At 47.5% G+C, this 26,298-nt stretch carries 18 protein-coding genes, 2 tRNA genes, 3 rRNA genes and 1 other annotated feature; of the genes, 21 read left to right on the top strand and 2 right to left on the bottom strand.

What is annotated here, in order from left to right; all coding sequences use genetic code 11:
- Positions 1-81 precede the first annotated feature (81 nt).
- Genes AC6I2O_RS08260 through AC6I2O_RS08250 form a run of 3 tightly spaced genes read left to right on the top strand, consistent with a single transcriptional unit; the run spans position 82 to position 3,777 of the window.
- Entirely contained in the window at positions 82-1,077 is a 996-nt protein-coding gene (locus tag AC6I2O_RS08260) for a glycosyltransferase family 2 protein (RefSeq protein ID WP_497742372.1), read from the top strand.
- A 14-nt stretch (positions 1,078-1,091) separates the two neighbouring features.
- Positions 1,092-2,858, top strand: coding sequence for a hypothetical protein (locus tag AC6I2O_RS08255; RefSeq protein WP_497742371.1), 1,767 nt, complete (start codon positions 1,092-1,094; stop codon positions 2,856-2,858).
- On the top strand, positions 2,842-3,777 hold the full coding sequence (locus AC6I2O_RS08250; protein WP_120393517.1) for an NYN domain-containing protein: 936 nt from the start codon (positions 2,842-2,844) through the stop codon (positions 3,775-3,777). Before AC6I2O_RS08255 ends, AC6I2O_RS08250 begins: the two co-directional genes overlap by 17 nt.
- A 44-nt stretch (positions 3,778-3,821) precedes the next feature.
- On the opposite strand, the gene AC6I2O_RS08245 is transcribed toward AC6I2O_RS08250, so the two are convergent.
- The gene (locus AC6I2O_RS08245) at positions 3,822-4,490 is read right to left on the bottom strand and encodes an HAD family hydrolase (RefSeq protein WP_497742370.1); all 669 of its coding nucleotides are present in this window, start codon (positions 4,488-4,490) and stop codon (positions 3,822-3,824) included.
- 275 nt (positions 4,491-4,765) lie between these two features.
- Here AC6I2O_RS08245 and AC6I2O_RS08240 point away from each other — a divergent pair, with 275 nt between their 5' ends.
- The 4 genes from AC6I2O_RS08240 (at position 4,766) to recR (ending at position 8,771) form a co-directional block, all read left to right on the top strand.
- Entirely contained in the window at positions 4,766-5,839 is a 1,074-nt protein-coding gene (locus AC6I2O_RS08240) for a 6-phosphofructokinase (protein WP_120393519.1), read from the top strand.
- A gap of 191 nt (positions 5,840-6,030) precedes the next feature.
- Positions 6,031-7,776 (top strand): DNA polymerase III subunit gamma/tau, encoded by a 1,746-nt coding sequence (gene dnaX / locus AC6I2O_RS08235; protein WP_497742369.1) that lies wholly within the window; start codon positions 6,031-6,033, stop codon positions 7,774-7,776.
- A 45-nt stretch (positions 7,777-7,821) separates the two neighbouring features.
- Positions 7,822-8,175 carry a YbaB/EbfC family nucleoid-associated protein gene (locus tag AC6I2O_RS08230; protein ID WP_120393521.1) on the top strand — a complete coding sequence of 118 codons (354 nt, stop codon included), beginning with the start codon at positions 7,822-7,824 and terminating at the stop codon, positions 8,173-8,175.
- Positions 8,175-8,771, top strand: a complete 597-nt coding sequence (gene recR / locus AC6I2O_RS08225; RefSeq protein ID WP_120393522.1) for a recombination mediator RecR — start codon at positions 8,175-8,177, stop codon at positions 8,769-8,771. The genes AC6I2O_RS08230 and recR overlap by 1 nt, the downstream gene beginning before the upstream one ends.
- Before the next feature lie 54 nt (positions 8,772-8,825).
- Here recR and yyaC read toward each other — a convergent pair whose 3' ends face one another.
- The gene (gene yyaC / locus AC6I2O_RS08220) at positions 8,826-9,377 is read right to left on the bottom strand and encodes a spore protease YyaC (protein WP_497742368.1); all 552 of its coding nucleotides are present in this window, start codon (positions 9,375-9,377) and stop codon (positions 8,826-8,828) included.
- Between the two features lie 166 nt (positions 9,378-9,543).
- Here yyaC and AC6I2O_RS08215 point away from each other — a divergent pair, with 166 nt between their 5' ends.
- The 14 genes from AC6I2O_RS08215 to AC6I2O_RS08150 all read left to right on the top strand — a co-directional run bounded on the left by AC6I2O_RS08215 (position 9,544) and on the right by AC6I2O_RS08150 (position 26,297).
- Positions 9,544-11,433 carry a LysM peptidoglycan-binding domain-containing protein gene (locus AC6I2O_RS08215; RefSeq protein WP_497742367.1) on the top strand — a complete coding sequence of 630 codons (1,890 nt, stop codon included), beginning with the start codon at positions 9,544-9,546 and terminating at the stop codon, positions 11,431-11,433.
- 148 nt (positions 11,434-11,581) lie between these two features.
- Entirely contained in the window at positions 11,582-12,874 is a 1,293-nt protein-coding gene (locus AC6I2O_RS08210) for a DUF5711 family protein (protein ID WP_497742366.1), read from the top strand.
- Positions 12,875-12,912: 38 nt separating this feature from the next.
- Positions 12,913-13,878, top strand: a complete 966-nt coding sequence (locus tag AC6I2O_RS08205; RefSeq protein WP_497742365.1) for a CvpA family protein — start codon at positions 12,913-12,915, stop codon at positions 13,876-13,878.
- A gap of 144 nt (positions 13,879-14,022) precedes the next feature.
- Positions 14,023-14,274, top strand: a binding site (T-box leader).
- A gap of 315 nt (positions 14,275-14,589) precedes the next feature.
- Positions 14,590-15,594 (top strand): ABC transporter substrate-binding protein, encoded by a 1,005-nt coding sequence (locus AC6I2O_RS08200; protein ID WP_120393527.1) that lies wholly within the window; start codon positions 14,590-14,592, stop codon positions 15,592-15,594.
- Between the two features lie 81 nt (positions 15,595-15,675).
- Positions 15,676-16,608 carry an ABC transporter permease gene (locus AC6I2O_RS08195; RefSeq protein WP_120393528.1) on the top strand — a complete coding sequence of 311 codons (933 nt, stop codon included), beginning with the start codon at positions 15,676-15,678 and terminating at the stop codon, positions 16,606-16,608.
- Positions 16,602-17,417: an ABC transporter ATP-binding protein gene (locus tag AC6I2O_RS08190; protein WP_120393529.1), complete on the top strand. Its 816-nt coding sequence runs from the start codon at positions 16,602-16,604 to the stop codon at positions 17,415-17,417. Before AC6I2O_RS08195 ends, AC6I2O_RS08190 begins: the two co-directional genes overlap by 7 nt.
- Positions 17,418-17,562: 145 nt before the next feature.
- Positions 17,563-18,243 carry a response regulator transcription factor gene (locus AC6I2O_RS08185; protein WP_120393530.1) on the top strand — a complete coding sequence of 227 codons (681 nt, stop codon included), beginning with the start codon at positions 17,563-17,565 and terminating at the stop codon, positions 18,241-18,243.
- Positions 18,240-19,610 (top strand): sensor histidine kinase, encoded by a 1,371-nt coding sequence (locus AC6I2O_RS08180; protein WP_497742364.1) that lies wholly within the window; start codon positions 18,240-18,242, stop codon positions 19,608-19,610. The genes AC6I2O_RS08185 and AC6I2O_RS08180 overlap by 4 nt, the downstream gene beginning before the upstream one ends.
- 107 nt (positions 19,611-19,717) lie before the next feature.
- On the top strand, positions 19,718-20,332 hold the full coding sequence (locus AC6I2O_RS08175) for a PepSY domain-containing protein (RefSeq protein ID WP_497742363.1): 615 nt from the start codon (positions 19,718-19,720) through the stop codon (positions 20,330-20,332).
- A 460-nt stretch (positions 20,333-20,792) separates the two neighbouring features.
- A 16S ribosomal RNA gene (locus AC6I2O_RS08170) occupies positions 20,793-22,323 on the top strand.
- Between the two features lie 165 nt (positions 22,324-22,488).
- Positions 22,489-22,606 (top strand): 5S ribosomal RNA (gene rrf / locus AC6I2O_RS08165).
- 492 nt (positions 22,607-23,098) lie between these two features.
- Positions 23,099-25,972, top strand: a 23S ribosomal RNA gene (locus AC6I2O_RS08160).
- Together the 16S, 23S and 5S rRNA genes with 2 tRNA genes alongside form the textbook arrangement of a ribosomal RNA operon.
- 148 nt (positions 25,973-26,120) lie before the next feature.
- Positions 26,121-26,192 (top strand) — tRNA-Asn (locus AC6I2O_RS08155).
- 33 nt (positions 26,193-26,225) lie between these two features.
- A tRNA-Glu gene (locus tag AC6I2O_RS08150) sits at positions 26,226-26,297 on the top strand.
- The last annotated feature ends 1 nt before the right edge of the window (position 26,298 follow it).

Genomic DNA, 26,298 nt, shown 5'->3' with positions numbered 1-26,298 from the left:
ATAAATGATAAAAAGAAAGGGGCAGGGCTAGAGCGCTTTGATACATTTGTCGGAGTGGCGTCCCTGTTTTGTCAGATTAATATGAGACCGATATTTGCGCTGATCATTCCATGTTATAACGAGGAAAGGGTTTTGCCTGTTACTGGGAGTTTGTTTTTAAATAAGATAAAAGAGTTGATCCGGAGTGAAGTAATTGATGAGAAAAGCAGAATCCTATATGTGGATGATGGGAGCCGGGATCAGACATGGATGGTTATCCGGCAATTTGCCAGGATGGATGTGCATTGCATCGGAATCCGTCAGAGTCGGAACCGGGGACATCAGAGTGCTGTTCTGGCTGGAATGATGGAGGCGCGGTGCTGGTGTGATATTGCCGTAACGATTGACTGCGACGGGCAGGATGATATTCATGCAGTGGATGAGATGATTCAGAAGTATGAGGAGGGCTGCGATGTCGTTTATGGTGTGCGGAGCAGTCGGAAGACGGACCGTTTTTTGAAACGGTTTACGGCAGAGAGTTTTTACCGGCTGATGAACTGGATGGGCTGTGAGATCGTATTTAATCATGCAGACTACCGACTCGTATCTTCTCGGGTGCTTAATGAGTTTGTTGATTATAAAGAAGTGAATCTGTTTCTTCGGGGGATGTTTCCTCTGATTGGTTTTGAGAGCGGTCAGGTATATTATGAGCGTATGGAACGAAAAGCCGGGAAATCTCATTATCCGGTCGGAAAAATGCTGGGTCTGGCGATTGACGGGATCACGAGCCTGAGTATTCGTCCGATTCGTCTCATAACGGCAATGGGGATTTTTGTGTCATTTCTGAGTTTTCTCGGTGTTATTTGGGCTGTGGGCTCCAGATTGATGGGCAGAACGGTTACGGGGTGGACCAGTATCATCTGTATTCTCTGTTTTCTTTCCGGAATTCAATTGGTTAGTCTTGGTGTAATTGGCGAATATGTTGGGAAGACTTATATGGAGGCCAAGGCGAGACCGAGGTATATTATAAAAGATCGGATTGGAATGTTTCCATCAGGGGAACAGCAGGAAGAGCCGGAAAAGAAAGAGTTTGAATAAAAGAGGGGGAGCTGATGCAAAAAATAGTGACAGGCTGGATAAATAAAAACCAGAAAAAGCTGAGTTTTTCTGTTATGGTAAATGCAGGGATTCTCATTCTCCTTCTGCTTTTCTTCCGACCGGAGTATGAGACAAATGACGATATGGGGATCTGCAATCTGGTCAATGGCGCGAGAGGCGTGTATGAGAGTCATCTGGTCTACTCGAACTATTTTCTGGGCGCAGTGCTGTCCTGGTGTTACCGCATTACGCAGCGTGTACCGTGGTACCCGCTGCTTCAGTATGCGACTCTTTTTCTTTCTTATACGGCAGTGTTTTATGTGATACAGCGAAAAGTTTCAAGCACCTATGCACTGTGGCTTCCCCTGCCGATGCTGGTTTTCTTTTCTTATCAGGGTTATATCCGGCTTCAGTACACGAAGACGGCAGGGATAGCAGCGGCTGCTGGTTTTTTCCTTTTATTTTACGCGTTGGAGCAGGAAAAACTGTATTTCAGAGATATTCTTTGGGGGTATCTGCTGACCTGTCTTGGTTTTTTGTACCGGTCAGAGCAGTTTTTTGCAGAGGCAGCGGTTATGTCGGGGATTGGCGTGGCATTGTTGCTTGAGCTGAAAGGGCTGGAGAGACAGAGACGTAGGAAGCGGCTTTTGCGTTACGTGGGAAGTGCAACTGTTTTGCTTTTGGTACTTGGCGTTTTTTGGACTTCGGACCGTATGGCATACAGAGAGCCCGCATGGCAGGAATATCTCGCTTACAACGAAGCGCGGACAGAGCTGTTTGATTATGGTTTTCCGGCGTATTCCGAAAACAAAGAGGCGTATCAGGCACTTGGAATCAGTAAAACAGCCAAAAGGTTTTATGAGTCGTGGAACCATATGGATCAGGAGCGGTTTTCTACAGAAACAATGCAGGAACTGATAAAATTAAAGGAGCCGCGGACATTTGGGAATGAATTAAAAATAGAGTTTTTGGAGGAGTTTTTGCCCCGTTTTGTAAATATTGCCGGTATTTTCCTCTGTGCACTTTACGGGCTATATGGACTGCTTTGGGGGAGATGGCGGAAAAGTGACAGAATTGGAATCTTGTATGAAATTGTGGTGATTGCAGGGTTATACCTGTATCTGTTTTACCGTGGCAGGTATATCCATAACCGCGTTGATACTGGAATCTGGTTTGCGGCAATTCTCGTGGTGATCCGGTTGTCGGAGCAGCGGATGAATCCGTTTACAAAACGGACCGGATTGGCGTTTGTACTGTCCTGCGTTTGTGTATTTCAGTTGAACTGGGCAGAACAGTTAAGATGGAATGCAGCAAAAGAAAAGGAAACGATGCTGCAGGAGAGAACTGTGATCGAGACCATTCACAGCGATCAGGAGCATCTGTATCTGCTTAAAATGGGAAGTGTCTCATTTGCGAAAGCGTATGGTGTGTTTGATCGCATTCCGTATGGCATCGGTGATAATCTGTATCCGCTTGGCGGCTGGCCGACAAAGACGCCGGTCTATACTACTGTACTGGAGCGTTACGGCGTGGAAAATCCGTTTCGGGATATGATCGGAAGTGATACGATTTATTTGATTGACCAGAAAATTGAATCAACCCTCAAGTACCTGCATGACTGCTACAGCAGTGACGCCAGTGCAGAGGAGGTTATGCGGGTTGGACCATATCCGGTATACCGGATAAACGGACATATAGACGGCGGCAGGCAGGAAGTATCTTCCGCCGAAGATGTGCAGAAAAAAAGAGGAGAACAGAACAAACATGGAAGAAACAGTTGAAAAGATGCAATTTGCGGTTTTAATTGACGCCGATAATATCAGCTCCCGGTACGCGGCAACTATTTTTGAGGAGATGGAAAAATACGGGTTTTCCACGTGCCGCCGGATTTACGGGAACTGGTCTAAAGGAAATGGATGGACGGAGGAAACATTGCTGGAATATTCCACGATTCCGGTGCAGCAGTTTTCTTATACAACCGGTAAAAATGCTACAGATATGGCTATGGTCATTGATGCCATGGATATTTTGTATAAGGATAAGGTACAGGGCTTTTGCCTTGTGACGAGCGACAGCGATTTTACAAGGCTGGCCATGAGGCTGCGTGAAGAGAACAAGTTTGTTCTGGGCATGGGAGAATCCAAAACACCGCTGGCACTGACGAGAGCCTGCAATAAATTTATCTATCTGAATCTGATTGCAGAGCAGAACAAGGACAGCGGCGCTGTGAGCGTACCGGAGGGTAGCGATGTGGAACAGTATGTCACTTCGCTGGAAGAGATCAAACAGGCCATTTTGGGAATGCTAAATGATACGGGCGAAGGCGGAATTGAGCTGGGACTTGTCGGAAGCCGCCTGAATGAAAGATTTACGGATTTTGATGTGCGTAATTACGGGTATTCCAAATTGAGTGTTATGATTTTGGAGGAGCTTCAGGAGTTGAATTTACAGAAAGTGGGGCACCGCACTTTTATTAAACGGGGCGATTCCGTATCAAAAGAGGAGCTGGAACAGTATATCATTAAAATGATTGAGCGCAGCGGGGGAGTGATAGAGAATCTCTCCACAATCAATGATGAGCTGCACAAAACATACAGCCATCTTGATCTCAAGGAATATGGATACAGCCGCATCTCAAGCTTTCTGCGAAGCCTGAAAACCGTGACAGTACGGGAAAATGCAGTGTTCCTAAAAAAATAATAACATTGCAGATACCCATGAAAAAGGCTTACGCGGCTGAAGCATCAGTGTTTGTCTGTGTGACACAGATGGTAAACCATTTCCGGCAGCTCTGAGAATGATGTAAAAACATCATCAGCGGCAGATAAGTCCTGATTGCCGGAATCCGGATTGATAAAGCCAAAACAGGTCATGCCGGCAGCTTTGGCAGCAAGGCTTCCGTTGCGGGAATCTTCAATCACAAGACACTCCTTTGGCGGGATTTGCAGCTGCTTTGCTGTTTCCAGAAAAACATCTGGAGCAGGTTTCGGGTGCTTGACGCGTTCGCCGGAAAACAGGAGCCGGAAGCACTGGTCAATCTGCATCCGTTTCATGGTGTATTCAATGTAATACTGATCGGAGCAGGAAGCGACGGCGAGCGGGAGGCCTTTTGCACACAGGGTTCTGACTGCGTTTGCAGCGCCTTCAATGGCGGGGATGCCCTCGTTTTTGAAAATCTCCTCTTTCAGCTCTACAAAGCGGGTACGGATTTGGGAATTATCGTGAAAGGAAACGCCGTACCATTCCTGAATCAGATCGTGCAGATAGCGGGTGGTAGAACCGATACATTTTTTGTAACAGTCGTATGCAAGGGTAAAACCGTGTTCCGCGCAGATCTGTTCCCAGATGCGAAAGTGTACAGGTTCTGTGTTGATGAGTACGCCGTCCATATCAAAGATCACACATTTTATCATAGGTTACTCCCGTGGGTTTAAATTTCCGGAATCAGGGTTCCGGTTACATACAGTATAGTATAAGTGGATTTTACCTGCAAGAAAAAGAACTGCTTATTTGCTGTGTGGAAAAGAGGCTTTATTTTTGGTTGTGGTAACGTGCAAAGTGCGTTATACTGAAGATATCCTTGTTAACGAAGGAGAAATTCTGTCCAGGCAGCAGTAGGGATATCTTAGCCGGACAGAAATATTCATACAGAGAATGATCTGTAAATAATCATAAAGGACGTGATATCATGAAAAGGATAGGTTTGTTAACCAGCGGCGGCGACTGTCAGGCATTGAACGCTACAATGCGCGGTGTGGTAAAGGGGCTTTCCAGCAATCTGGATGATCTGGAAGTCTACGGATTCATGAATGGCTACAAAGGGCTGATTTATGGAGATTACCGGCTGCTGACCTCAAGAGATTTTTCAGGTATTCTGACAAAGGGCGGAACGATTCTCGGCTCATCGAGACAGCCGTTTAAGCTGATGCGGGAACCGGATGAGAAGGGTCTGAACAAGGTAGAAGCGATGAAGCAGAATTATTACAAGCTTCGTCTTGACTGTCTCGTGATTCTTGGCGGAAACGGCACGCAGAAGACTGCCAATCTGCTGAGTGAAGAAGGTCTGAATATTATCCATTTGCCGAAGACGATCGACAATGATATTTTTGGTACTGATATGACGTTTGGTTTTTATAGTGCGGTAAATATTGCGACAGAAGCAATTGACTGCATTCATACAACGGCTGCTTCCCACAACCGCGTTTTTATTGTAGAGGTTATGGGACACAAGGTTGGCTGGCTGACACTGTATTCCGGCATTGCAGGCGGTGCCGACATCATTTTGCTTCCGGAAATTCCGTATGACATCAAAAAAGTGATTGCAGCGATTGACCGGAGAACGAAAGCGGGAAAGGGCTTCACGGTTATTGCAGTGGCAGAGGGGGCAATCTCAAAAGAAGATGCCAAACTGAGCAAGAAAGAATATAAGAAAAAGATCGAAGAAAAGAAATATCCTTCTGTTGCGTATGAGCTGGCGGAAGAGATCAAGGCTGCGAACGGCCCTGAGGTGCGTATTACGGTTCCGGGGCATACACAGCGCGGCGGAAGTCCGTGTCCGTATGACCGTGTCCTTTCGACGAGAATCGGGGTAAAAGCGGCAGAGCTGATTCTGAACGAAGAGTACGGCTATATGGTAGCGATTGTGAATGGGAAGATGAAAAAGGTGCCGCTCAAGGAAGTGGCGGGAAAGCTGAAAACAGTATCCCCGAAGGACCCGATTATTCAGGAAATGAAAATGATGGGAATCAGTTTTGGAGATTAATCGAAAGGCTTTCCGGTTTCCGTAAAAAAAACCTTTCTGGCAGGAACGTAAAGTGAGGTTGCCGCACGGGCGGATATCTGTGCGGCAGCCTCATTTTCAGAAAAGTACAAGAACCGTAAGACAAATAAATGGTTGGAATAAAACAAAAATACTGTGATTTTGGATTTGGTGGCAGACGGGGAGAACGCATCATGGGCTATACAGCATTATACAGAAAATTTCGTCCGGATTCCTTTGCAGACGTAAAAGGACAGGAGCATATTGTTAAGACACTTCGGAATCAGATCAAGGCGGAGCGTATCGGACATGCATACCTTTTTTGTGGAACAAGGGGTACCGGGAAAACCACGGTTGCAAAAATTTTTGCCAAGGCAGTCAACTGTGAGCATCCGGTGGACGGTAATCCCTGCAATACGTGCGCTGCGTGCAGGGCCATAGCTGCGGGCTCTTCTATGAATGTAATGGAGATTGACGCAGCTTCGAACAACGGTGTGGATAACATCCGGGAAATTCGAGAAGAAGTGGCATATTCTCCGGCGGAGGGAAGATATAAGGTTTATATTATAGACGAGGTGCACATGCTGTCGATTGGCGCTTTCAATGCACTGCTTAAAACTTTGGAGGAACCACCCTCCTATGTTATTTTTATTCTGGCAACAACCGAGGCGCATAAAATACCGGTGACAATTCTATCAAGATGCCAGCGGTATGATTTTCGCAGGATTTCGCAGGAGACCATACAAGACAGGCTGACAGAACTGATGGAACAGGAGCAGGTCAGTGCGGAAGAGCGTGCGCTGCGCTATATTGCCAAAAAGGGGGATGGTTCCTTGCGTGATGCGCTGAGCCTTCTGGATCAGTGTATTGCATTTTATCTGGGTGAGACGCTGACATACGATAAAGTGCTTGAGGTGCTCGGTGCGGTTGACACAGAGGTATTCAGTGATCTTTTGCGCAAAATTCTGGATGAAGATCTGGTGGGCGCAATCCGTCTGTTGGAAACGCTGATGATGCAGGGTCGTGACCTGACGCAGTTTGTGAATGATTTCACCTGGTATATGCGGAACCTCATGCTTCTGAAAGCCTCTGATGATATGGAGGACGTTCTGGATGTCTCCACAGAAAATCTGCTTCATTTGCAGGAGGAGGCTGCATTGATTCGAAGTGACACGCTGATGCGGTTTATCCGGATTTTTTCAGAGCTGGCAAACAGCATTCGCTATGCATCGAATAAGCGCGTGCTGCTGGAACTGGCTCTGATCAAGCTGTGCAAGCCGGAGGCGGAGCGGGATGAACTTTCACAGATCGAACGCATCCGGAAACTGGAACGGCGCCTGGAACAGATTGCGGCCGGCGGTATGATACAGATAAATGGCGGAATGCAGGCAGGCGGTATGATACAGATGGGGTCCGGAATGCAAGCAGGCGGAACCATGCAGATGGGGCCCGGAGTGCAGCCGGATGGGACCATGCAGATAGGCCCCAGAATGCAGGCAGGCGGAACCATGCAGATGGGCTCAGGAATGCAGGCAGGCAAAGATATGTATGCAGCCGGGCAGGAGTTCGGGATCTCTTATCCGAAGGCAGCCCCGGACGATTTGAAACGGATTCGGTCCATGTGGAAAAGTATTATTGCAGAGACTACAGGACGGTTTCGAATTGCGCTCGCCTCAGCGGAACCGAAGTTTAATGTTCAGGATGAACAGGATGGAAGGCTGTACGTTGTGTTTGCAGATTTTCTGGCAGAGCGTTATATTGATAATCGTGAGAGAATAGAAGAGCTGGAACAGATTATTGCAGATAAGACCGGAAAAAAGGCAGAGGTTCGTTTTGTTCTGGCAGCAGATGAGAGTATTCAGCGTGGAAAACTCTCTTCGATTGATATTGATGAAAGAATTCATGAATTTATTCATACAGATATAGAAATCGAAGATTAAAAATGATACAATCAAAAAGAACAGTTTTGATGATGGAGGAGAAATATGGCAAAGCGTGGAGGATTCCCGGGAGGTATGCCGGGCAACATGAGTAATCTGATGAAGCAGGCGCAGAAAATGCAGAAGCAGATGGAAGAGAACCAGAAAGCACTGGAAGAGAAAGAGTTTACGGCTACAGCCGGTGGCGGAGCGGTAGAAGTGACGATATCCGGCAAAAAAGAAGTGACCAAGGTAAAGCTCTCAGAGGAGGTTGTGGACCCGGATGATATCGAGATGCTGGAAGATCTGATTGTGGCAGCTACGAATGAAGCGCTGCGTCAGGTAGAGGAAGCATCCGCGTCTGCAATGTCTAAGCTCGCAGGCGGGCTTGGGGGAGGACTGGGAGGCTTTGGGTTCTGATGGACTATTACGGAAGCCAGATGACGAAGCTGATTGAGCAGCTTTCATCACTGCCGGGCATAGGCGGCAAGTCCGCCCAGCGCCTGGCATTTCATATTGTGCATATGCCGAAAGAACAGGTGGAGCAGCTTACCACATCAATCACTAATGCGCGTAACAACATCCGCTATTGCAACGAATGTTTTACGATGACAGATCAGGAAACGTGTCCGATATGCAGCAATCCTGCCAGAGATAAGAAGACAATTATGGTGGTGGAGAGTACCAGAGATCTGGCAGCATACGAAAAGACCGGGAAATATGAGGGTGTGTACCATGTCCTTCACGGAGCGATTTCCCCTATGCTCGGGATCGGTCCGGGAGATATCCGACTAAAAGAGCTGATGCAGCGACTTCAGGGAGACGTGAACGAGGTCATCATTGCGACCAATTCCAGCCTGGAAGGCGAGACGACAGCGATGTATATCAGCAAGCTAATCAAGCCGACCGGGATTAAGGTCAGCCGGATTGCAAGCGGTGTTCCGGTAGGCGGGGATCTCGAGTATATTGACGAGGTTACGCTTCTGCGTGCTTTGGAGGGGCGGGTTGAGCTTTAGGCATTCGCTGTGTCTTTTGCATAAAACTCGTCAGCCCTGTGCCCTTGCGCAAAGTCAGCCCTTACGCGCTGGCAGACAGGCGTTCACGATACAATGGCAGATGATATCTGCCATAGCAGATACGGTGGAAAGCCTGGCTGTTTGCAGATCAAGGTAAGGCTGGCTGCTTTCGCTGTTGGCAATTCCTGTGATAGAAATATCTCCGATTTCGGGCAGCTTTTTGAAAACACCGGCTCCGGGGCGCAGATGTCCGGGACGGATAAAAATACCACCGACCTGATTCGGGTCGCCAAGAGAGGCATCCACTGCAATGACAATGCGGTTGGGATGCTTCTTTTTTATTTGTGAAATGGTGTCTGGAAGATTCAGTGCATGTACTGTGTGCTGAAGCGTTCCGTAAATAGGCAGCTGGTCTTTCACGGTACGTTCCAGTGTTGTTCCGACCAGCGGACCAAGGCAGTCGCCGATGATGCGGTCCGTCCCGATACAGAGAATAACAGGGGTATCTGGCCTGTCCGGGAAAGATTTTATCAGTTTTTTGAGGCACATTGCCTGTGAGGAAGCCGAAGTATCCGGTAAATATGAAATATTTGGGTAAGCTGTCATAATCCACCTCTCTGTTACTAATCTTTTCATTTTATCCGGAAACCCGGGACAGTATACAAAAAAAGAAAAATTTTGAAAAAAATTCTGTTTTTGTCCATGAAATACTAAATTCTGCATAAAGTATATGGTAAGGTTATGTGAATATGGCAAAAGGAGTGAGAGGAGTATGGAAAAAGGGACGGCTTTGCCGAAGAACATACGCCAGATAGGGGAAATCCAGGGAAAAGAAAAAGTCTGCATTGAGGATTACGTGATGACGTATATTCACAAAAAGGAACCGCAGGAAGAAAAGGGGTACCTGGGTGTCTTTTTGGGAGAGCGTAAGGAGACGGAAGAGGGTACCTATGTGTTCATACGCGGTATTTTGGAAATGTCTTTTGCGGATGACCAGATGAAAGCAGCGCAGCGGGTACGGGAAGAAAAGCGAAAAGAAGAGATGCACACAGAGGCTCAGGATGGAAAAGACGGAGAACTGCGTGCACAGAATGATCAGGAAGAAAAAATACAGGTACGCGATGAACATGGAAAAGAAAGAGAAACAATGGACGGGAACGCGGTAAAAGCAGCGCAAGAGAACAAAGAAGAGAAGAAAGGCAAACTCGAGAAGGCCGAAATAGAGGGAAAAACGCTACAGGAAGAAGGCACACCGAAAGAGACAGAGGAAGTACCATTAAATAGCAGAGAATGGTTCGAAAAACAAAAAGAGGAATATTTTCCGGGATGGGAGATCCAGGGCTGCTGTGTCATCGGTATGTATCAGCCAAAGCAGCTTGAGCAGCTTGCCGAGATAGCACCAGAGGCAGGACAACTGATTTATCATCTGCAGGAACAGGAGGAAACACTTTATTGGAGGGATGCAGAAGAATATCGCAGACTCCGGGGATATCTGGTTTTTTACGAGCAAAATCGAAAAATGCAGGAGTATATGACCGAGGAATTTAAGGACAAAAGTGTAGAAAAAGAAAGCTTGCCGGATCAGGCAATTCGAAGCTTTCGAGAGAAAATACGTGAAAAAGGAGAAAAGAGAACAGGAAGCATGCTGCGGCTGGCCAGTTCCTTTTTTGTTGTGACTGTTTTGATTGTCGGTGCAATCGCAGTGAACCGGATTGATGATATCCGGGCCGGACGAAACGCACTGAAGAACGGCCAGGAGGCACTGTCAGGGCAAGTTCAGCAGGAGGGAGAACGGCTGCCTGCTTCAGATCCCGGTGCAGATGGAGGAAGTACGGCAACTTCCGGAAATGTTTTGGGCCAGCCGGGCGCCGGAACTGATACGGCAGGCGATCTGCTAAACGTGGCAGATACCATACAGAATACAGCAGAAGGGCTGCAAGGTACGGCAGGAAATATGCAGAATGCAGCAGAAGGAATGCAAGGTACGGCAGGAAATATGCAGAATGCAGCAGAAGGAATACAAGGTACGGCAGGAAATATGCAGAATGCAGCAGAAGGAATACAAGGTACGGCAGGAAATATGCAGAATGCAGCAGAAGGGGTACAAGGCACAGTGGGAAACATGCAGAATTCTGCGGAGGGAATGCAGGACGCAACGGGAAATCTGACAAATCAGGCTGACAGTATGCAGGGTGGTGCAGATGTTCTGCAAAATACAGATACAGCGCAAAGTGGTGGGCAGAACCTGTCAGGGGATGGAAATACACAAAGTTCAGGCGGAACCGGTAGTATACAGGGAACGGGGAACCTGGCAGGCGCAGCCGGAGGACAGGATGTTTCGGGGACGCAGAGTTCAGAGAGCGCCCGGGATACATCCATTGGCAGTACATCTGGCATGAATTCTTCACCTGTGGAAGGCAGCGCAGCCGACACAGCAGGTACACAGAGCAGTACGACAGATGGTACGTCAGCTCCTCCGGCAGCAAGTGAAACGTCGTCAAGGGCCATTCACTCCTCTTATGTAATCCGGCAGGGAGATACACTGGCGGATATTTGCAGCCGATATTACGGAAGTTTGGATCGGGTAGAAGAAATCTGCAGCGTGAATCATATTGCAGATGCAAATATGATTATGCCAGGACAGAAAATTGTGCTTCCGTAAAGAACGGGAAAGAAAATTGAAGGCTCGGTTGCGTTTGCCAGCAGATTCTGCTATGATAACATACAGGTTTAAAGGAAGTATTCTTTGGTTTTAGTATATGCAGGAACCGCGCAGCAGGTAACTGCAGAACAGATAGCAGGTATAATACATGAATAAAGATAAATGGAAAAACAGATTCAACTCTTTGATTCAGAAACTTCGGTTTTTAAAAGAGGAGGATCCGGATTCGGAAGATGAAATACTGGTAGAGGAAAAGGAGCTTTCCTCCGGTAGTCCGTCAGAACGGGATTTACCGGAGGGAGATCTGCGGGAAAAGCTGGCAAGAAACAGGCGCTTCGTACGGATTCGCAGAATTGCTATTGTCGTGCTTATTGTGCTGGTAGCCGGTGGTTTTACACTATACAATAGAACGAACACATTCAGTGATTATGTGATTGTCGATTCTTATGAAAATAAGGTGGCTGCCGGCAGTAAGTATGAGTCAGTTGGGAAAAATATTTACCGCTACAGCTCTGACGGGATTTCCTGCGTCAGTCGAAAAAATGAACTGAAATGGAGCATTACCTATAATATGCAGGCTCCGGTTGCGGATGTCTGCGGGGGTACGATGGCAGTGGCAGAGCAGCAGGGGAATCAGATATACGTGGTAAATGAGGACGGTCTGGTTGGAAACTTTAACACGCTGCTTCCAATCCTGAAAGTACGGGTGTCCAAGCAGGGGGTTGTGGCTGTGGTATTGCAGGAGGAAGGCATTACATGGGTCAGCCTGTACCGCCCGGACGGGACCTCGATTGCAAACGATAAAACTACCGTTGCGCAGTCGGGCTATCCGCTTGATATTGATTTGTCTCCGGACGGCCAAAAGCTTGCAGTTTCGTATCTTGGGATCAAAGAGGGCATTATTGAAAGCCGGGTGGTCTTTTACCATTTCGGTCAGGCCGGGCAATCCGAAAAGGATCATGTTGTGAGCAGCGCCAATTATCTCGATACGGTGATACCGGAAATTTATTTTACGGATAATTCCAGAGCAGTGGCAGTGGCGGACAACGGCTTCATGGTATTTAAAGGAAATGATGCACCGGAACAGTCGGCTTCCGTATCATTTGAGGAGGAGGTTGTCAGTGCATTTCACGATGGCAGCCGGATCGGATTCCTGTTTCGAAGCGGCAGTGCGGAATATCCGTATCGGATGGAGATCTATAATTACAGCGGCCACAGGAAAGCTTCCAAGGAAATTGACGCAAGCTTTGATATGATCCGCATACAGAACGGGCAGATACTGATGTATGACGATCATCACTGCGAAGTCTATACCCTGTCCGGGACGAAGCGTTTTTCTTCTGTTTATGAAAAAGAAATAGCCGATGTGTTTTATTTTTCAGAATTCCGGAAATATATGATTATTACAAGGGACAGTTTTGATCGGATTCGTATCAGCTGACTGTAGGCTGTGGCCATTGTTACGATTATGGAGGAAATATGAATTTACTGGAGATTATTGTACTTATAGTTATTGCAGGAATCGCGCTGTCGGGGTACCGCAAAGGATTTGTGCGGAAGCTGGCTTCTATGGTGTCGTTTGTTCTGTCCATCGTCCTGGTTTCCGTTTTTCTGCCGTATATGACAGATTTTCTGAAAAGCAGCACACCGGTGTATGATTACATTGTAAAACAGTGCCGTCAAGTAGTGACGGAACAGGTGACAGAAGCACTGGTCGGCAGTTCTGAGGCGCAGTCAGGCAACGGAAAAAGCGGCACATCACAGCTGGATATGTATCGCAATATGGGACGTGAGCAGATTAAGTCGCTGATGGACCAGTACGGTTATGACAGTACGGTTGTGGATACGCTTACCGATGCCCAGCTGGAGGAATACAAAGAACAGTTTATCGAAGAATATCTTGGCGATTACCTGGGGATCAGCGATACAGAAAGCAGTGGACAGTCCAGCGAAAAAAGCGCAGGTACGCTCTGGCAGCCAACCCGCATTGAACAGACAGAGCTGTTGGAAAATCTGCCGGTTCCGGAGGTGTTGCGGGATCTTCTTCTGGACTACAACAATGCGGATGGTTATGCAAGCCTTGGCGTTTCCACGTTCCAGGATTACGTTATTCATTTTATTGCGACGATTATTTTGAATGTGATTTCTTTTGTTGCTGCTCTGCTTGCCGTACAGCTTGTTTTGCGGGCAGCGATTGCAGCCCTTGATATTATATCGCATATTCCGCTTCTGGGAGGGGTCAACCGGCTTCTGGGCTTGCTGCTCGGGCTTTTGCAGGCATTGTTTTTTGTCTGGATTTTCTTTTTGATTTTGTCGATGACCTCGACAACGGAAATCGGTCTTCAGCTGATGTCCATGGTACAGGAAAGCCGTCTGCTCGGATATCTGTATGATGCCAATTTGTTTATGACGATCGTTGTTCAGGCAGCCTCACTTTTTGTGTAGTACGGGAAGGCATATCGTGCAAGATAGATATTGAACAGACAATCTGAAAAAATATGATAAAATCTGATGTTCGCAAATAGGCGGTGACAGAAATTTCTGGTTGACAAAAGTATCGCCAGATGTTACACTTTACCACAACAAAGGAAGAAACCGATGAGAAAGAGTAGTAGGCATACGATGCAAAGTTACAGAGAGTTGCAGGTGGTGTGATTGCAGCATGGAGCAGTTTGCCGAATGGACTTTTGAGGGTGGCCTGAAATATATCATATAATAAAGTAGGAGCCGCCGGGAACCGAACCCGTTATCAATCAGGAGTGTATAACAGTACATGCGAGAGTGGACATTACGTCAAATTGAGTGGTACCGCGATAATAAGAAATTATTACCGTCTCAGATAAAATCTGAGACGGTTTTTTTCGCGTTGGCAATGAGCCGTGCCAATATGTCCAAAGGGCAACCGGCTGCTAGCAGACGCGTTTCCCTTTGGACATATTGATAGGGCGAAGCCCGCGACCTTGATGCAGCGAAGCGGAATCGAGGTCGCAACACGGCGGCGTCCCGGCGACTCCAGGATGCGCCGCGAAGTCATAATCAAGATCGCATCCCAGCGAAAGCCAATGAACCCGTACCACATTCAGATAAACACCGGTTATTTCTTTGCGCATCTAAAAATGAATCAGGAAATCTCACAAAGAAAAGGAGAGCAAAACTATGAAAAAGAAAATTTTAGCAGGCGCAACAGCATCCGTTATGGCATCCATTATGTTAGCAGGAACAGCAATGGCAGCAGAGTATAAGGTAGGAATCATTCAGTTCGTGGACGACGCATCTCTGAATCAGATCGAAACAGCAATCGAAGCCCGGTTGGATGCGAGATCGGAAGAAGGCGAGGACAAGTTTATCTATGAAGGTTATGTATACAATGGTCAGGCAGATCCCACTACACTGAATCAGATTGCCTCGCAGCTTCTTGCAGACGGTGTGGATGTGATTGTTCCGATCGCAACGCCGGCAGCGCAGATCGTGCAGGCAGCAACAGAGGATAACGAGATACCGGTTGTTTTTTCAGCTGTATCGGATCCGGTAGGCGCAGGTCTTGCCGATAATATGGAAGCTCCGGGCGCAAATATCACAGGCACCAGCGATGCACTGAATACAAATGCGATTCTGGACCTCATGTTGATTGCAAATCCGGATATTAAGACAGTCGGACTTCTGTACAGCCAGTCTGAAGATGCCTCAAAACAGCCGATTGCTGACGCCAAGGCATATCTTGAGGAAAAAGGTATAGACTATGTAGAAAAGACCGGAACAAACAACACAGAAGTGACCCAGGCAGTGGATGCTTTGATTGCAGCAGGTGTTGAGGCTGTCTTTACACCGACGGACAATACGGTTATGACGGCCGAGCTTGGAATTTATGAGAAATTTATTGATGCAAATATCCCGCATTACGGCGGAGCAGATTCTTTTGCACTGAACGGCGCGTTTTGCGGTTACGGTGTGGATTACGTAAACCTTGGAACGGCAACGGCTGATATGGTAGTTGAAGTCCTTCAGGGTGCAGATCCGGCGACAACGCCGATTCAGACATTCGATAACGGAATTGTTACGGTTAATACGGAAACAGCAGAAGCAATCGGACTTGATTACAGCGGATTTGCAGCAAACTGCAGTGCAGTAATTGAGACAATTACCGCAGAAGAATTCGAATAAGCGTCTGACTAAGAGAAAAAACGAGATTTGGGTAAGCGATTGTATATAAGCGAAAAGCTGTCGTTTGAAAAGGAGTAAAATATGGAATCACTACTTTCCCTCCCGGTGATCATCAGTGCATTAGAGCTTGGTTTTATCTATGCTCTGGTGGCGCTGGCACTGTTTTTAAGTTATTCAATTTTGAATATTGCTGATCTGTCAACAGACGGATGCTTTACCCTGGGATGTGCGGTAGGTGCACAGGTGGCAATTATGGGACATCCGATTCTGGCATTGTTTGCGGCAATGGCTGCTGGTGTGTGCTCCGGGTACATCATGGCATTTTTGCAGACAAAACTGGGAGTGGAATCAATTCTGGCAGGAATTATAGTTAATACAGGCCTTTATACGGTTAACCTTGCAGTGATGGGATTTTCTTCGAATCTGTCTCTTTTTAAATGCGATACGGTTTACAGCCTTTGCAAAGATTGGTTCGGAAGTACCTGGTATAAGCTGATTGTTTCGATTGTCATTGTTGTGGTTGCCTGCGTGATAATCGCGTGGTTTCTCGGTACGCGGATCGGACTTTCGATTCGCGCAACGGGAGATAATCCGGACATGGTCCGCGCGTCCAGCATCAACCCTGGTTTTACGATCACGGTGGGGCTTTGTATTTCTGGTTCTCTGACCGCGCTTTCTGGCTGTCTGATCGGACAGTATCAGAAAACGTGCGACATTAATCTGGGAACCGGAATGGTCACGATTGCTCTGGCTAGCCTGATTATCGGTGAAACTTTAATTGGAAAGAGCAGCGTGTTCCGCAGAATTCTTGGCGTTATCGTTGGAAGCTGTTTGTATCGTTTTGCTATTGCGATTGCACTGCGGCTTCATATTCCGGCAGAGTGCCTGAAACTCGTCTCGGCAGTCATCGTGGCAATAGCCATTGCGTCGCCTTATTTGAAAAAACAGATTGCATTTCAGAAGAAAAGGCTGGCTGCTGCTTCTGCCAGAAAGGGAGGAAGCCGGACATGTTAAAACTGACAAATATAAGAAAAGTGTTTAATGAAGGAACCGTGAATGAAAAGGTTGCGTTGGATGGCGTGAGCCTGACGGTGGAGGACGGGGATTTCGCAACCATTATCGGGAGCAACGGAGCAGGAAAATCTACGTTATTTAACTGCATCTGCGGCAGTTTCTATGTAGACGAGGGAAGTGTGTATCTTGATGAGAAAGAGATCACCTATATGCCCGAGTATCGCCGGGCGGTTGAGATCGGGAGACTGTTTCAGGATCCGATGAAAGGAACAGCGCCGCATATGACGATTGAAGAAAATCTGGCGCTTGCGTATCTGCGTGTCGCAAAGAGCAGAAACTCTGTTTTTTCCAGGATTGGAAATAAGGACAGAGAGAAATTTCGGGAAAAACTGTCTCTTTTGAATATGGGACTGGAAGATCGGATGAAGCAGCCGGTGGGACTGCTTTCAGGGGGTCAGAGACAGGCGCTTACGCTTTTGATGGCAACGCTTATACCGCCCAAGGTTTTGCTGCTTGATGAACATACCGCTGCGCTTGATCCCGGAACGGCTGACAAGGTGATTGCGCTTACGAAACGCATAGTGGAGGAGAATCATTTGGCCTGCCTGATGATTACCCATAATATGCATTCTGCTTTGGAACTCGGCAATCGAACACTGATGATGGATGCAGGGAAGATCATTCTGGATATCAGCGGAGAGGAGCGCGCCGGGCTGACGGTAGACGGACTTTTGGAAAAGTTCAGCGTGGGTACCGGAAAGGCGCTGGATAACGACAGAATCTTGTTTTCAAAAATAGAAGGAAAATAACCAGAAATTAAGTCCCGGGAGGAATCGTTTCAGCAATGAAACGCCTCCCGGACTTTCGTTTTACGTATGTTATCAGGACTTTTTATTTTTCAGGTGATTTGCAGCAGTATATATTTATTGTGGGAACAGTGAAAGGAGTCTGAAATTGCGGATTTTAATTGCAGAAGACGAGAAAGATTTGAATGCCCTTCTGAAAAAACGTCTGGAAGAGCAGTCTTATAGTGTGGATGCCTGTTTTGACGGGCAGGAGGCAATAGACTATATTGCGTGTACAGAGTACGATGTAATTATGCTGGATATTATGATGCCGAAGAAGAGTGGCCTGGAGGTGTTGAAGGCATTGCGGCAAAAAAACCGGAGGACTCCGGTGCTTCTTCTTACAGCAAAGGACAGCATTGAAGACCGCGTGATCGGTCTGGATGCCGGGGCAGATGACTATATGGTAAAACCGTTTGCGTTTGAAGAGCTTCTGGCACGAATTAGGGTTATGCTGCGTAAGCACAGTGGGCAGCTTTCGAACCTGCTTCGTGCAGGAAACCTGACAATGGATTTGAGCAGTCACACCGTTACAAGAGGGGAGCAGAAGATAGTCCTCTCAGCGAAAGAATTTGCGCTTCTGCGTTATCTGATGATGAATCAGGGGAACGTTCTGTCCCGTGATCAGATCGAGCAGCATATCTGGAATTATGATTATGCCGGCTCTTCTAATATGGTAGACGTGTACATTCGGTATTTGCGAAAGAAGATAGATGATCCTTTTTCAAGCAAACTGATTCATACGGTACGTGGAACCGGATATGTGCTGAGAGAGGAGCCAGACCAATGAAAAAAATTTCCCTGAAATGGAAGCTTACGATTCTGTATACATTGCTGATGACGCTGCTTACAGGCGTGGTACTGACCGTACTTTTGTATCTGGGAGGTGATCTGTTTCTGGAATCTGCAACCGACGTTTTGAAAGAAAGGGTTTTTGAAAGCGTCGATTTGGTGAAAATGAAAAAAGGGACGTTAATCATAGATTCTGATTTTTCTGATGTGGAAAATGGCATTTATCTGTCTGCATACGATGAAACAGGGGTTCTTCTGGCAGGACGGATTCCATACGGATTCACGTCTGCCGTATCCTTTCAGGAAAATACATTACAGACTGCAAAATTAAATGAAACTACGTGGTATATTTTTGATGCTGCATTTCAGATAAGAAAATACGGCGTGATTCATATTAGGGGAATCTGTTCTGTGTCCGCTGTGGAGAATGAGTTGTATCTTCTCATAAAACTGTGTTTCATACTTCTTCCTCTGAGTGTGATTTTGTCTGCGGTACTTTGTTATTCTCTGGTTAAGCGCACGCTGCGTCCGGTGTCCCGCATTACCCGGACGGCAGCGGAAATCTGCGAACAGAAAAATCTCTCACGCAGGATTGGATTAAAAGGAAGCAGAGATGAAATCGGTGTCCTTGCAGAAACCTTTGATCAGATGCTTACTCAGCTTCAGGCAGCTTTTGAGAACCAGAAGCAGTTTACTTCGGACGTCTCTCATGAGCTTCGCACGCCTTTGTCAGTGATTCTTTCGCAATGTGAGAGTTGTCTGGCGAATCCGGCTCTTTACGAGGAAGAAAGACAGGCTTTGCAGGTGATCAGAGACCGGACAACGGGATTGATTCGCCTTGTATCTCAGCTGTTGCTTTTGTCCCGCGCTGACCAGAACCGTCAGCCGCTCTGTTTTGAGATACTGGATTTTAGTCTGCTAACACAAACTGTCATGGAAGAACAGGGAGAGATTGCAAGGCAAAAGGGACTCATTATGGAGACTCATATTCAGAAAGATATTATTTTGCAGGGAGACGAGACAATGCTGTTCCGGCTTTGGATGAACCTGTTTGACAATGCAATCGCTTATACGGAAGAAGGAGGACGGATTCAGGCCGGACTTTTCGCAGATGATACAAGTGTGACCGGGTATGTGAAAGACACGGGGGTAGGAATTTCCGAGGAGAATCTGCCGAAAATCTGGGAGCGTTTTTATAGGGCAGAACCTTCCCGCTTTGAACCTTCTCATTCAGGGCTCGGGCTATCTATGGTGAAATGGATAGTTGAAGCGCACGGAGGGAGTATTCAGGCACAAAGCGAAGAAGGAGAAGGAAGTATATTTACATTTACACTTCCCTCAGAGCCGGTTAATAAAAGAATGTAGAGCACAGAGTGAAATTTTTTTTGTATTAATCTTGTTTTAATCTTTTGCAGTTATATTTTCAATTACAAAGAATATAGTAAACAATTGAATAGCAGGAGGACAATAGCATGACTAGAAAAAAATTTTTAACAGCGACCATCTGCCCGCTTGGTTTTGCAGTATTTGTAGCGTTTTCCGCTCTGGCTTCCGAAGCCGTCAAAGAAACGACGGTTAAAGGATTTGAGCAGAGAGGAGAAGCATCTTTTTCAATTCAGGATTATGGTTCTGGGCAGACAATCACAGAAGAGGAGGGGATTGCCTTAGCCTTTGCGCATGCCGGTTTTGCCCGGGATGAAGTAAAACGTGAGCGTTCAGAGTATGACCGGGATGACGGAATGAATATTTTAGAAGTAGAATTTGAGGTGGATGATGACGAGTATGAATACGAGATTGACCTGGATGATGGGCGTATTCTCAGTGCATCCTATGATATGTCTGACCGGAAACAAAGAGAGCTTCCCGTGCAGGACACCGCTATTTCTGACAGTGAAGCCGCAGCCCTGATTTTGGAGAAGGTACCAGAAGCCGCCACAGATGACATGTGGATTGAGGCGGAACGGGACGACGGAATTTTGTATTATGAAATTGAATTTATTCTTAACGGTGTAAAGTATGATTTTGATGTGGACGCTGACGCGGGCGCTATTACATCATGGGATCAGGAATTGATGGCAAAGAGATGATTGTGATCAGGCGGTACTTCTCTGTAATGGGGATTGTATCGCCATTTTCTTCGGTTATTAAGTTGTTTTTCCCTTGCAGTGGTGTGATACAAAAAAAGAAAAATAAAAAGTAAAAAAATAGTTGACAAACCAAAAAACGGGTGATAAAATAAAACACGCTGTTAGGGAAAATAACAGTTGAGAAATAAAAAAGTAAAAAAATCCAAAAAAGTTGTTGACAAACCGAAAAAGACATGATATGATATCAGAGTTGCTCCGGTAGAGAGGCAACAGAAAAGACGAAAAGTCACAGATCGAAAAACTGATAAATCATCAGGAAAACGATCAAGAAGCACCTTGATAACTGAACAGTGAGACAACCTTGAAAAGATTCTAAGAGATTTTTTTCTAAGGAACTGACCTTTAAAAACAGTAAAAGGAAAGATAGCCAAGACGTTATCTGACCGGATTGAACAACACTTTATTAGAGAGTTTGATCCTGGCTCAGGATGAACGCTGGCGGCGTGCTTAACACATGCAAGTCGAACGAAGCATTTTAAATGAGACTTTCGGGTGGATTTTAAAATGACTGAGTGGCGGACGGGTGAGTAACGCGTGGGCAACCTGCCTTACACAGGGGGACAACAGTTAGAAATGACTGCTAATACCGCATAAGCGCACGGGAACGCATGTTTCTGTGTGAAAAACTCCGGTGGTGTAAGATGGGCCCGCGTTGGATTAGGTAGTTGGTGAGGTAACGGCTCACCAAGCCGACGATCCATAGCCGACCTGAGAGGGTGACCGGCCACATTGGGACTGAGACACGGCCCAAACTCCTACGGGAGGCAGCAGTGGGGAATATTGCACAATGGGCGCAAGCCTGATGCAGCGACGCCGCGTGAGCGAAGAAGTATTTCGGTATGTAAAGCTCTATCAGCAGGGAAGAAAATGACGGTACCTGACTAAGAAGCTCCGGCTAAATACGTGCCAGCAGCCGCGGTAATACGTATGGAGCAAGCGTTATCCGGAATTACTGGGTGTAAAGGGAGCGTAGACGGATGTGCAAGTCTGATGTGAAAGGCGGGGGCTCAACCCCTGGACTGCATTGGAAACTGTAAATCTTGAGTGCCGGAGAGGTAAGCGGAATTCCTAGTGTAGCGGTGAAATGCGTAGATATTAGGAGGAACACCAGTGGCGAAGGCGGCTTACTGGACGGTAACTGACGTTGAGGCTCGAAAGCGTGGGGAGCAAACAGGATTAGATACCCTGGTAGTCCACGCGGTAAACGATGAATACTAGGTGTTGGGGAGCAAAGCTCTTCGGTGCCGCAGCAAACGCAATAAGTATTCCACCTGGGGAGTACGTTCGCAAGAATGAAACTCAAAGGAATTGACGGGGACCCGCACAAGCGGTGGAGCATGTGGTTTAATTCGAAGCAACGCGAAGAACCTTACCAAGTCTTGACATCCCTCTGACGGGCAGGTAACGCTGCCGTTCCTTCGGGACAGAGGAGACAGGTGGTGCATGGTTGTCGTCAGCTCGTGTCGTGAGATGTTGGGTTAAGTCCCGCAACGAGCGCAACCCTTATCTTTAGTAGCCAGCATTATGGATGGGCACTCTAGAGAGACTGCCAGGGATAACCTGGAGGAAGGTGGGGATGACGTCAAATCATCATGCCCCTTATGATTTGGGCTACACACGTGCTACAATGGCGTAAACAAAGGGAAGCAAGAGAGTGATCTGGAGCAAATCCCAAAAATAACGTCCCAGTTCGGACTGCAGTCTGCAACTCGACTGCACGAAGCTGGAATCGCTAGTAATCGCGAATCAGAATGTCGCGGTGAATACGTTCCCGGGTCTTGTACACACCGCCCGTCACACCATGGGAGTCGGTAACGCCCGAAGTCAGTGACCCAACCGAAAGGAGGGAGCTGCCGAAGGCGGGACTGGTAACTGGGGTGAAGTCGTAACAAGGTAGCCGTATCGGAAGGTGCGGCTGGATCACCTCCTTTCTAAGGAAGAATCGAGAAGTAAAGGTTGTATCACTGTTGAGTTATTAAGGGAGACAAGGAAGTTCGATTGTACTAGGCTCGAAAAGACCTCGCCAAGTTGCAACGAACAGCTTTCGCACTAAATTCGTGCGGCGCAAAACTTGCACTCAATAAGTGCTCAAAGCTTCTGGTGGCGATGCGCTTAGGGGAAACACCCGTACCCATCCCGAACACGATGGTTAAGACCTAAGCGGCCGATGGTACTGCACTGGAGACGGTGTGGGAGAGTAGGTGGCTGCCAGATTAAAAAAAGAAAAAACGGGAGGAATCCTGTTTGATATATATACCGGCGTATCCAATGACAGTGGGATGAATACCACGTCTGTGAAAAGCGATATGCTAACCCAATCAGCAGGGAAGTGCTGTTTCGATAACTGGTTTTACCAGTGATTTAAAATCAAAAATAGTTTTGGTTTTAAATGGCTGATAAAACATTCAGTCAGAAACGTACCTTGAAAACCGCATACAGAAAAAAATATCCGATGAATCTGATTGAACAAACATTTATAGATCATAAATGGATGGAACAAGAAAGAATTCATCACAAGACATCCGAGGATAAGTTCAGGGAAACCTGAGCTTAGAAACAAGCAAGTAAAGCAGCAGGAACCGAAAGGGGAAGGCTGCGGAGAGAAAACTCAGAAAAACAACCCAACCACACATATAACGCTATATATGTGAGAAAGTAGAAAGCGACGAAAACACCTCGAGAGCTGTGTTTTCTCCGCGATTTACAGGTTAAGCGAATAAGAGCGCAGGGTGGATGCCTTGGCACTAAGAGCCGATGAAAGACGTGATAAGCTGCGAAAAGCTTCGGGGAGGAGCAAATATCCATAGATCCGGAGATATCTGAATGGGGAAACCCACTGGAGGAAAGCTCCAGTATCCATACGCCAATCCATAACGTATGGAGGGGAACCCGGTGAACTGAAACATCTAAGTAGCCGGAGGAAGAGAAAGAAACATCGATTCCGGGAGTAGCGGCGAGCGAAACCGGAAGAGCCCAAACCAGGGTGCGTGCACCCTGGGGTTCGGACCGCATAATTGATCTTCTGATTGTAGGGGAATGGTTTTGGGAAAGCCATCCAAAGAGGGTGAAAGACCCGTACCCGAAACGAAAGGAAGCATGGCGGGATCCAGAGTACCACGAGACACGTGGAACCTTGTGGGAACAAGCGGGGACCACCCCGTAAGGCTAAATACTACTTAGTGACCGATAGCGCATAGTACTGTGAAGGAAAGGTGAAAAGAACCCCGGGAGGGGAGTGAAAGAGAACCTGAAACCCTGTGTTTACAAGCTGTGGAACTACGTTAAGGTAGGACCGCGTACTTTTTGTAGAACGGTCCGGCGAGTTGCGATCACTGGCGAGGTTAATCACGGAAAGTGAGGAGCCGGAGGGAAACCAAGTCTTAATAGGGCGTAAAGTCAGTGGATGCAGACCCGAAACCGGGTGATCTACCCATGTCCAGGTTGAAGCTGCCGTAAGAGGTAGTGGAGGACCGAACGCACATCCGTTGAAAAGGGTGGCGATGAGGTGTGGGTAGGGGAGAAATTCCAATCGAACCCGGAGATAGCTGGTTCTCCTCGAAATAGCTTTAGGGCTAGCCTCGTATTAGTCTAGTGGAGGTAGAGCACTGAATTTCCTAGGGGGCGTCAAAGCTTACCGAAGAATATCAAACTCCGAATGCCATATAGATGATGTACGGGAGTCAGACTACACGAGATAAGTTGGGTAGTCAAAAGGGAAAGAGCCCAGACCTCCAGCTAAGGTCCCAAAGTGCGTGTTAAGTGGAAAAGGATGTGGGATTTCGAAGACAACCAGGATGTTGGCTCAGAAGCAGCCATACATTCAAAGAGTGCGTAATAGCTCACTGGTCGAGAGGTCCTGCGCCGAAAATGTCCGGGGCTAAAACACGACACCGAAGCTGAGGAATCCGCAAGGATTGGTAGAGGAGCATTGCATACACGAAGAAGCAGTACCGAAAGGAGCTGTGGAGCGTATGGAAGAGAGAATGCCGGAATGAGTAGCGAGAGGAAGGTGAGAATCCTTCCGGCCGAATATCCAAGGTTTCCAGAGTAAAGCTGATCTGCTCTGGGTAAGTCGGGACCTAAGGCGAGGCCGAAAGGCGTAGTCGATGGACAACAGGTTGAGATTCCTGTACTACGGTATAACAGAACTGTGGGGACGCATGTGGAGAGCATGGGCGCAGAATGGAAAGCTGCGTGCAAGCGAAGGAGCTGTGCGGGAGGAAAAACCCCCGCATAAGGCAAAGACGTGAGGCGGACCGAATACAAGTAGGGAAGCATGTGAGCCATGTGCCAAGAAAAGCCGCTATTGCTTATATCGTACCCGTACCATAAACCGACACAGGTGGATGAGGAGAGAATCCTAAGGCCGACGGAAGAAGCATTGTTAAGGAACTCGGCAAAATGACCCCGTAACTTCGGGAGAAGGGGTGCCTGGGAGACCAGGCCGCAGAGAATTGGCCCAAGCAACTGTTTAGCAAAAACACAGGTCTATGCAAAACCGAAAGGTGAAGTATATGGGCTGACGCCTGCCCGGTGCTGGAAGGTTAAGAGGAGAGCTTAGCGGCAACGCGAAGGTTTGAATTTAAGCCCCAGTAAACGGCGGCCGTAACTATAACGGTCCTAAGGTAGCGAAATTCCTTGTCGGGTAAGTTCCGACCCGCACGAAAGGCGTAATGATTTGGGCGCTGTCTCGACAATGCATCCGGTGAAATTGAAGTACCAGTGAAGATGCTGGTTACCTGCGCCAGGACGGAAAGACCCCATGGAGCTTTACTCCAGCTTGACACTGGGATCCGGTAATGCATGTACAGGATAGGTGGGAGGCGAAGAAGTGGGAACGCCAGTTTCCATGGAGCCGCTGTTGGGATACCACCCTTGCGTTATTGGGTTTCTAACCTGCAACCGTGAACCGGTTGGGGGACAATGTCTGGCGGGGAGTTTGACTGGGGCGGTCGCCTCCGAAAGGGTATCGGAGGCGCCCAAAGGTTCCCTCAGAATGGTTGGAAACCATTCGAAGAGTGCAAAGGCAGAAGGGAGCTTGACTGCGACACCGACGGGTGGAGCAGGTACGAAAGTAGGGCTTAGTGATCCGGTGGTATTAAGTGGGAATGCCATCGCTCAACGGATAAAAGCTACCCTGGGGATAACAGGCTTATCACTCCCAAGAGTTCACATCGACGGAGTGGTTTGGCACCTCGATGTCGGCTCATCGCATCCTGGGGCTGTAGTAGGTCCCAAGGGTTGGGCTGTTCGCCCATTAAAGCGGTACGCGAGCTGGGTTCAGAACGTCGTGAGACAGTTCGGTCCCTATCCGGCGCGGGCGTAGGATATTTGAGAGGAGCTGCCCTTAGTACGAGAGGACCGGGGTGGACTGACCTCTGGTGTACCGGTTGTTTTACCAAAGGCATGGCCGGGTAGCCAAGTCGGGAAGGGATAAACGCTGAAGGCATCTAAGCGTGAAGCCCCCCTCAAGATGAGATATCCCAAGACCCCTTGAAGAACACGAGGTAGATAGGGCAGAGGTGGAAGTGCAGTAATGCATGGAGCTGACTGCTACTAATAGGTCGCAAGCTTATCCAAGCGTGGAGAAAGGAAGAAGAAGACTTTTGAAGCGAAAACGGAAGGGTTAGAAAGAAAAGAGAAAAAAGGACTTGCAAAAAACGGAAAGATATAGTATCCTGTATGTGGTTTTGAAGGTATGTTAAGAACAGAATATACCTGAAGATATTCCTCGATAGCTCAATGGTAGAGCATTCGGCTGTTAACCGAAGGGTTGTTGGTTCGAGCCCAACTCGGGGAGTTTTGTAGTATCTAAGAAAAGATACAAAAACATGGCTCCTTGGTCAAGCGGTTAAGACATCGCCCTTTCACGGCGGTAACACGAGTTCGATTCTCGTAGGAGTCAC

The organism is Blautia sp. St.27G3, assembly GCF_059728505.1.
This window is presented reverse-complemented; position numbering and strand designations above follow the sequence as displayed.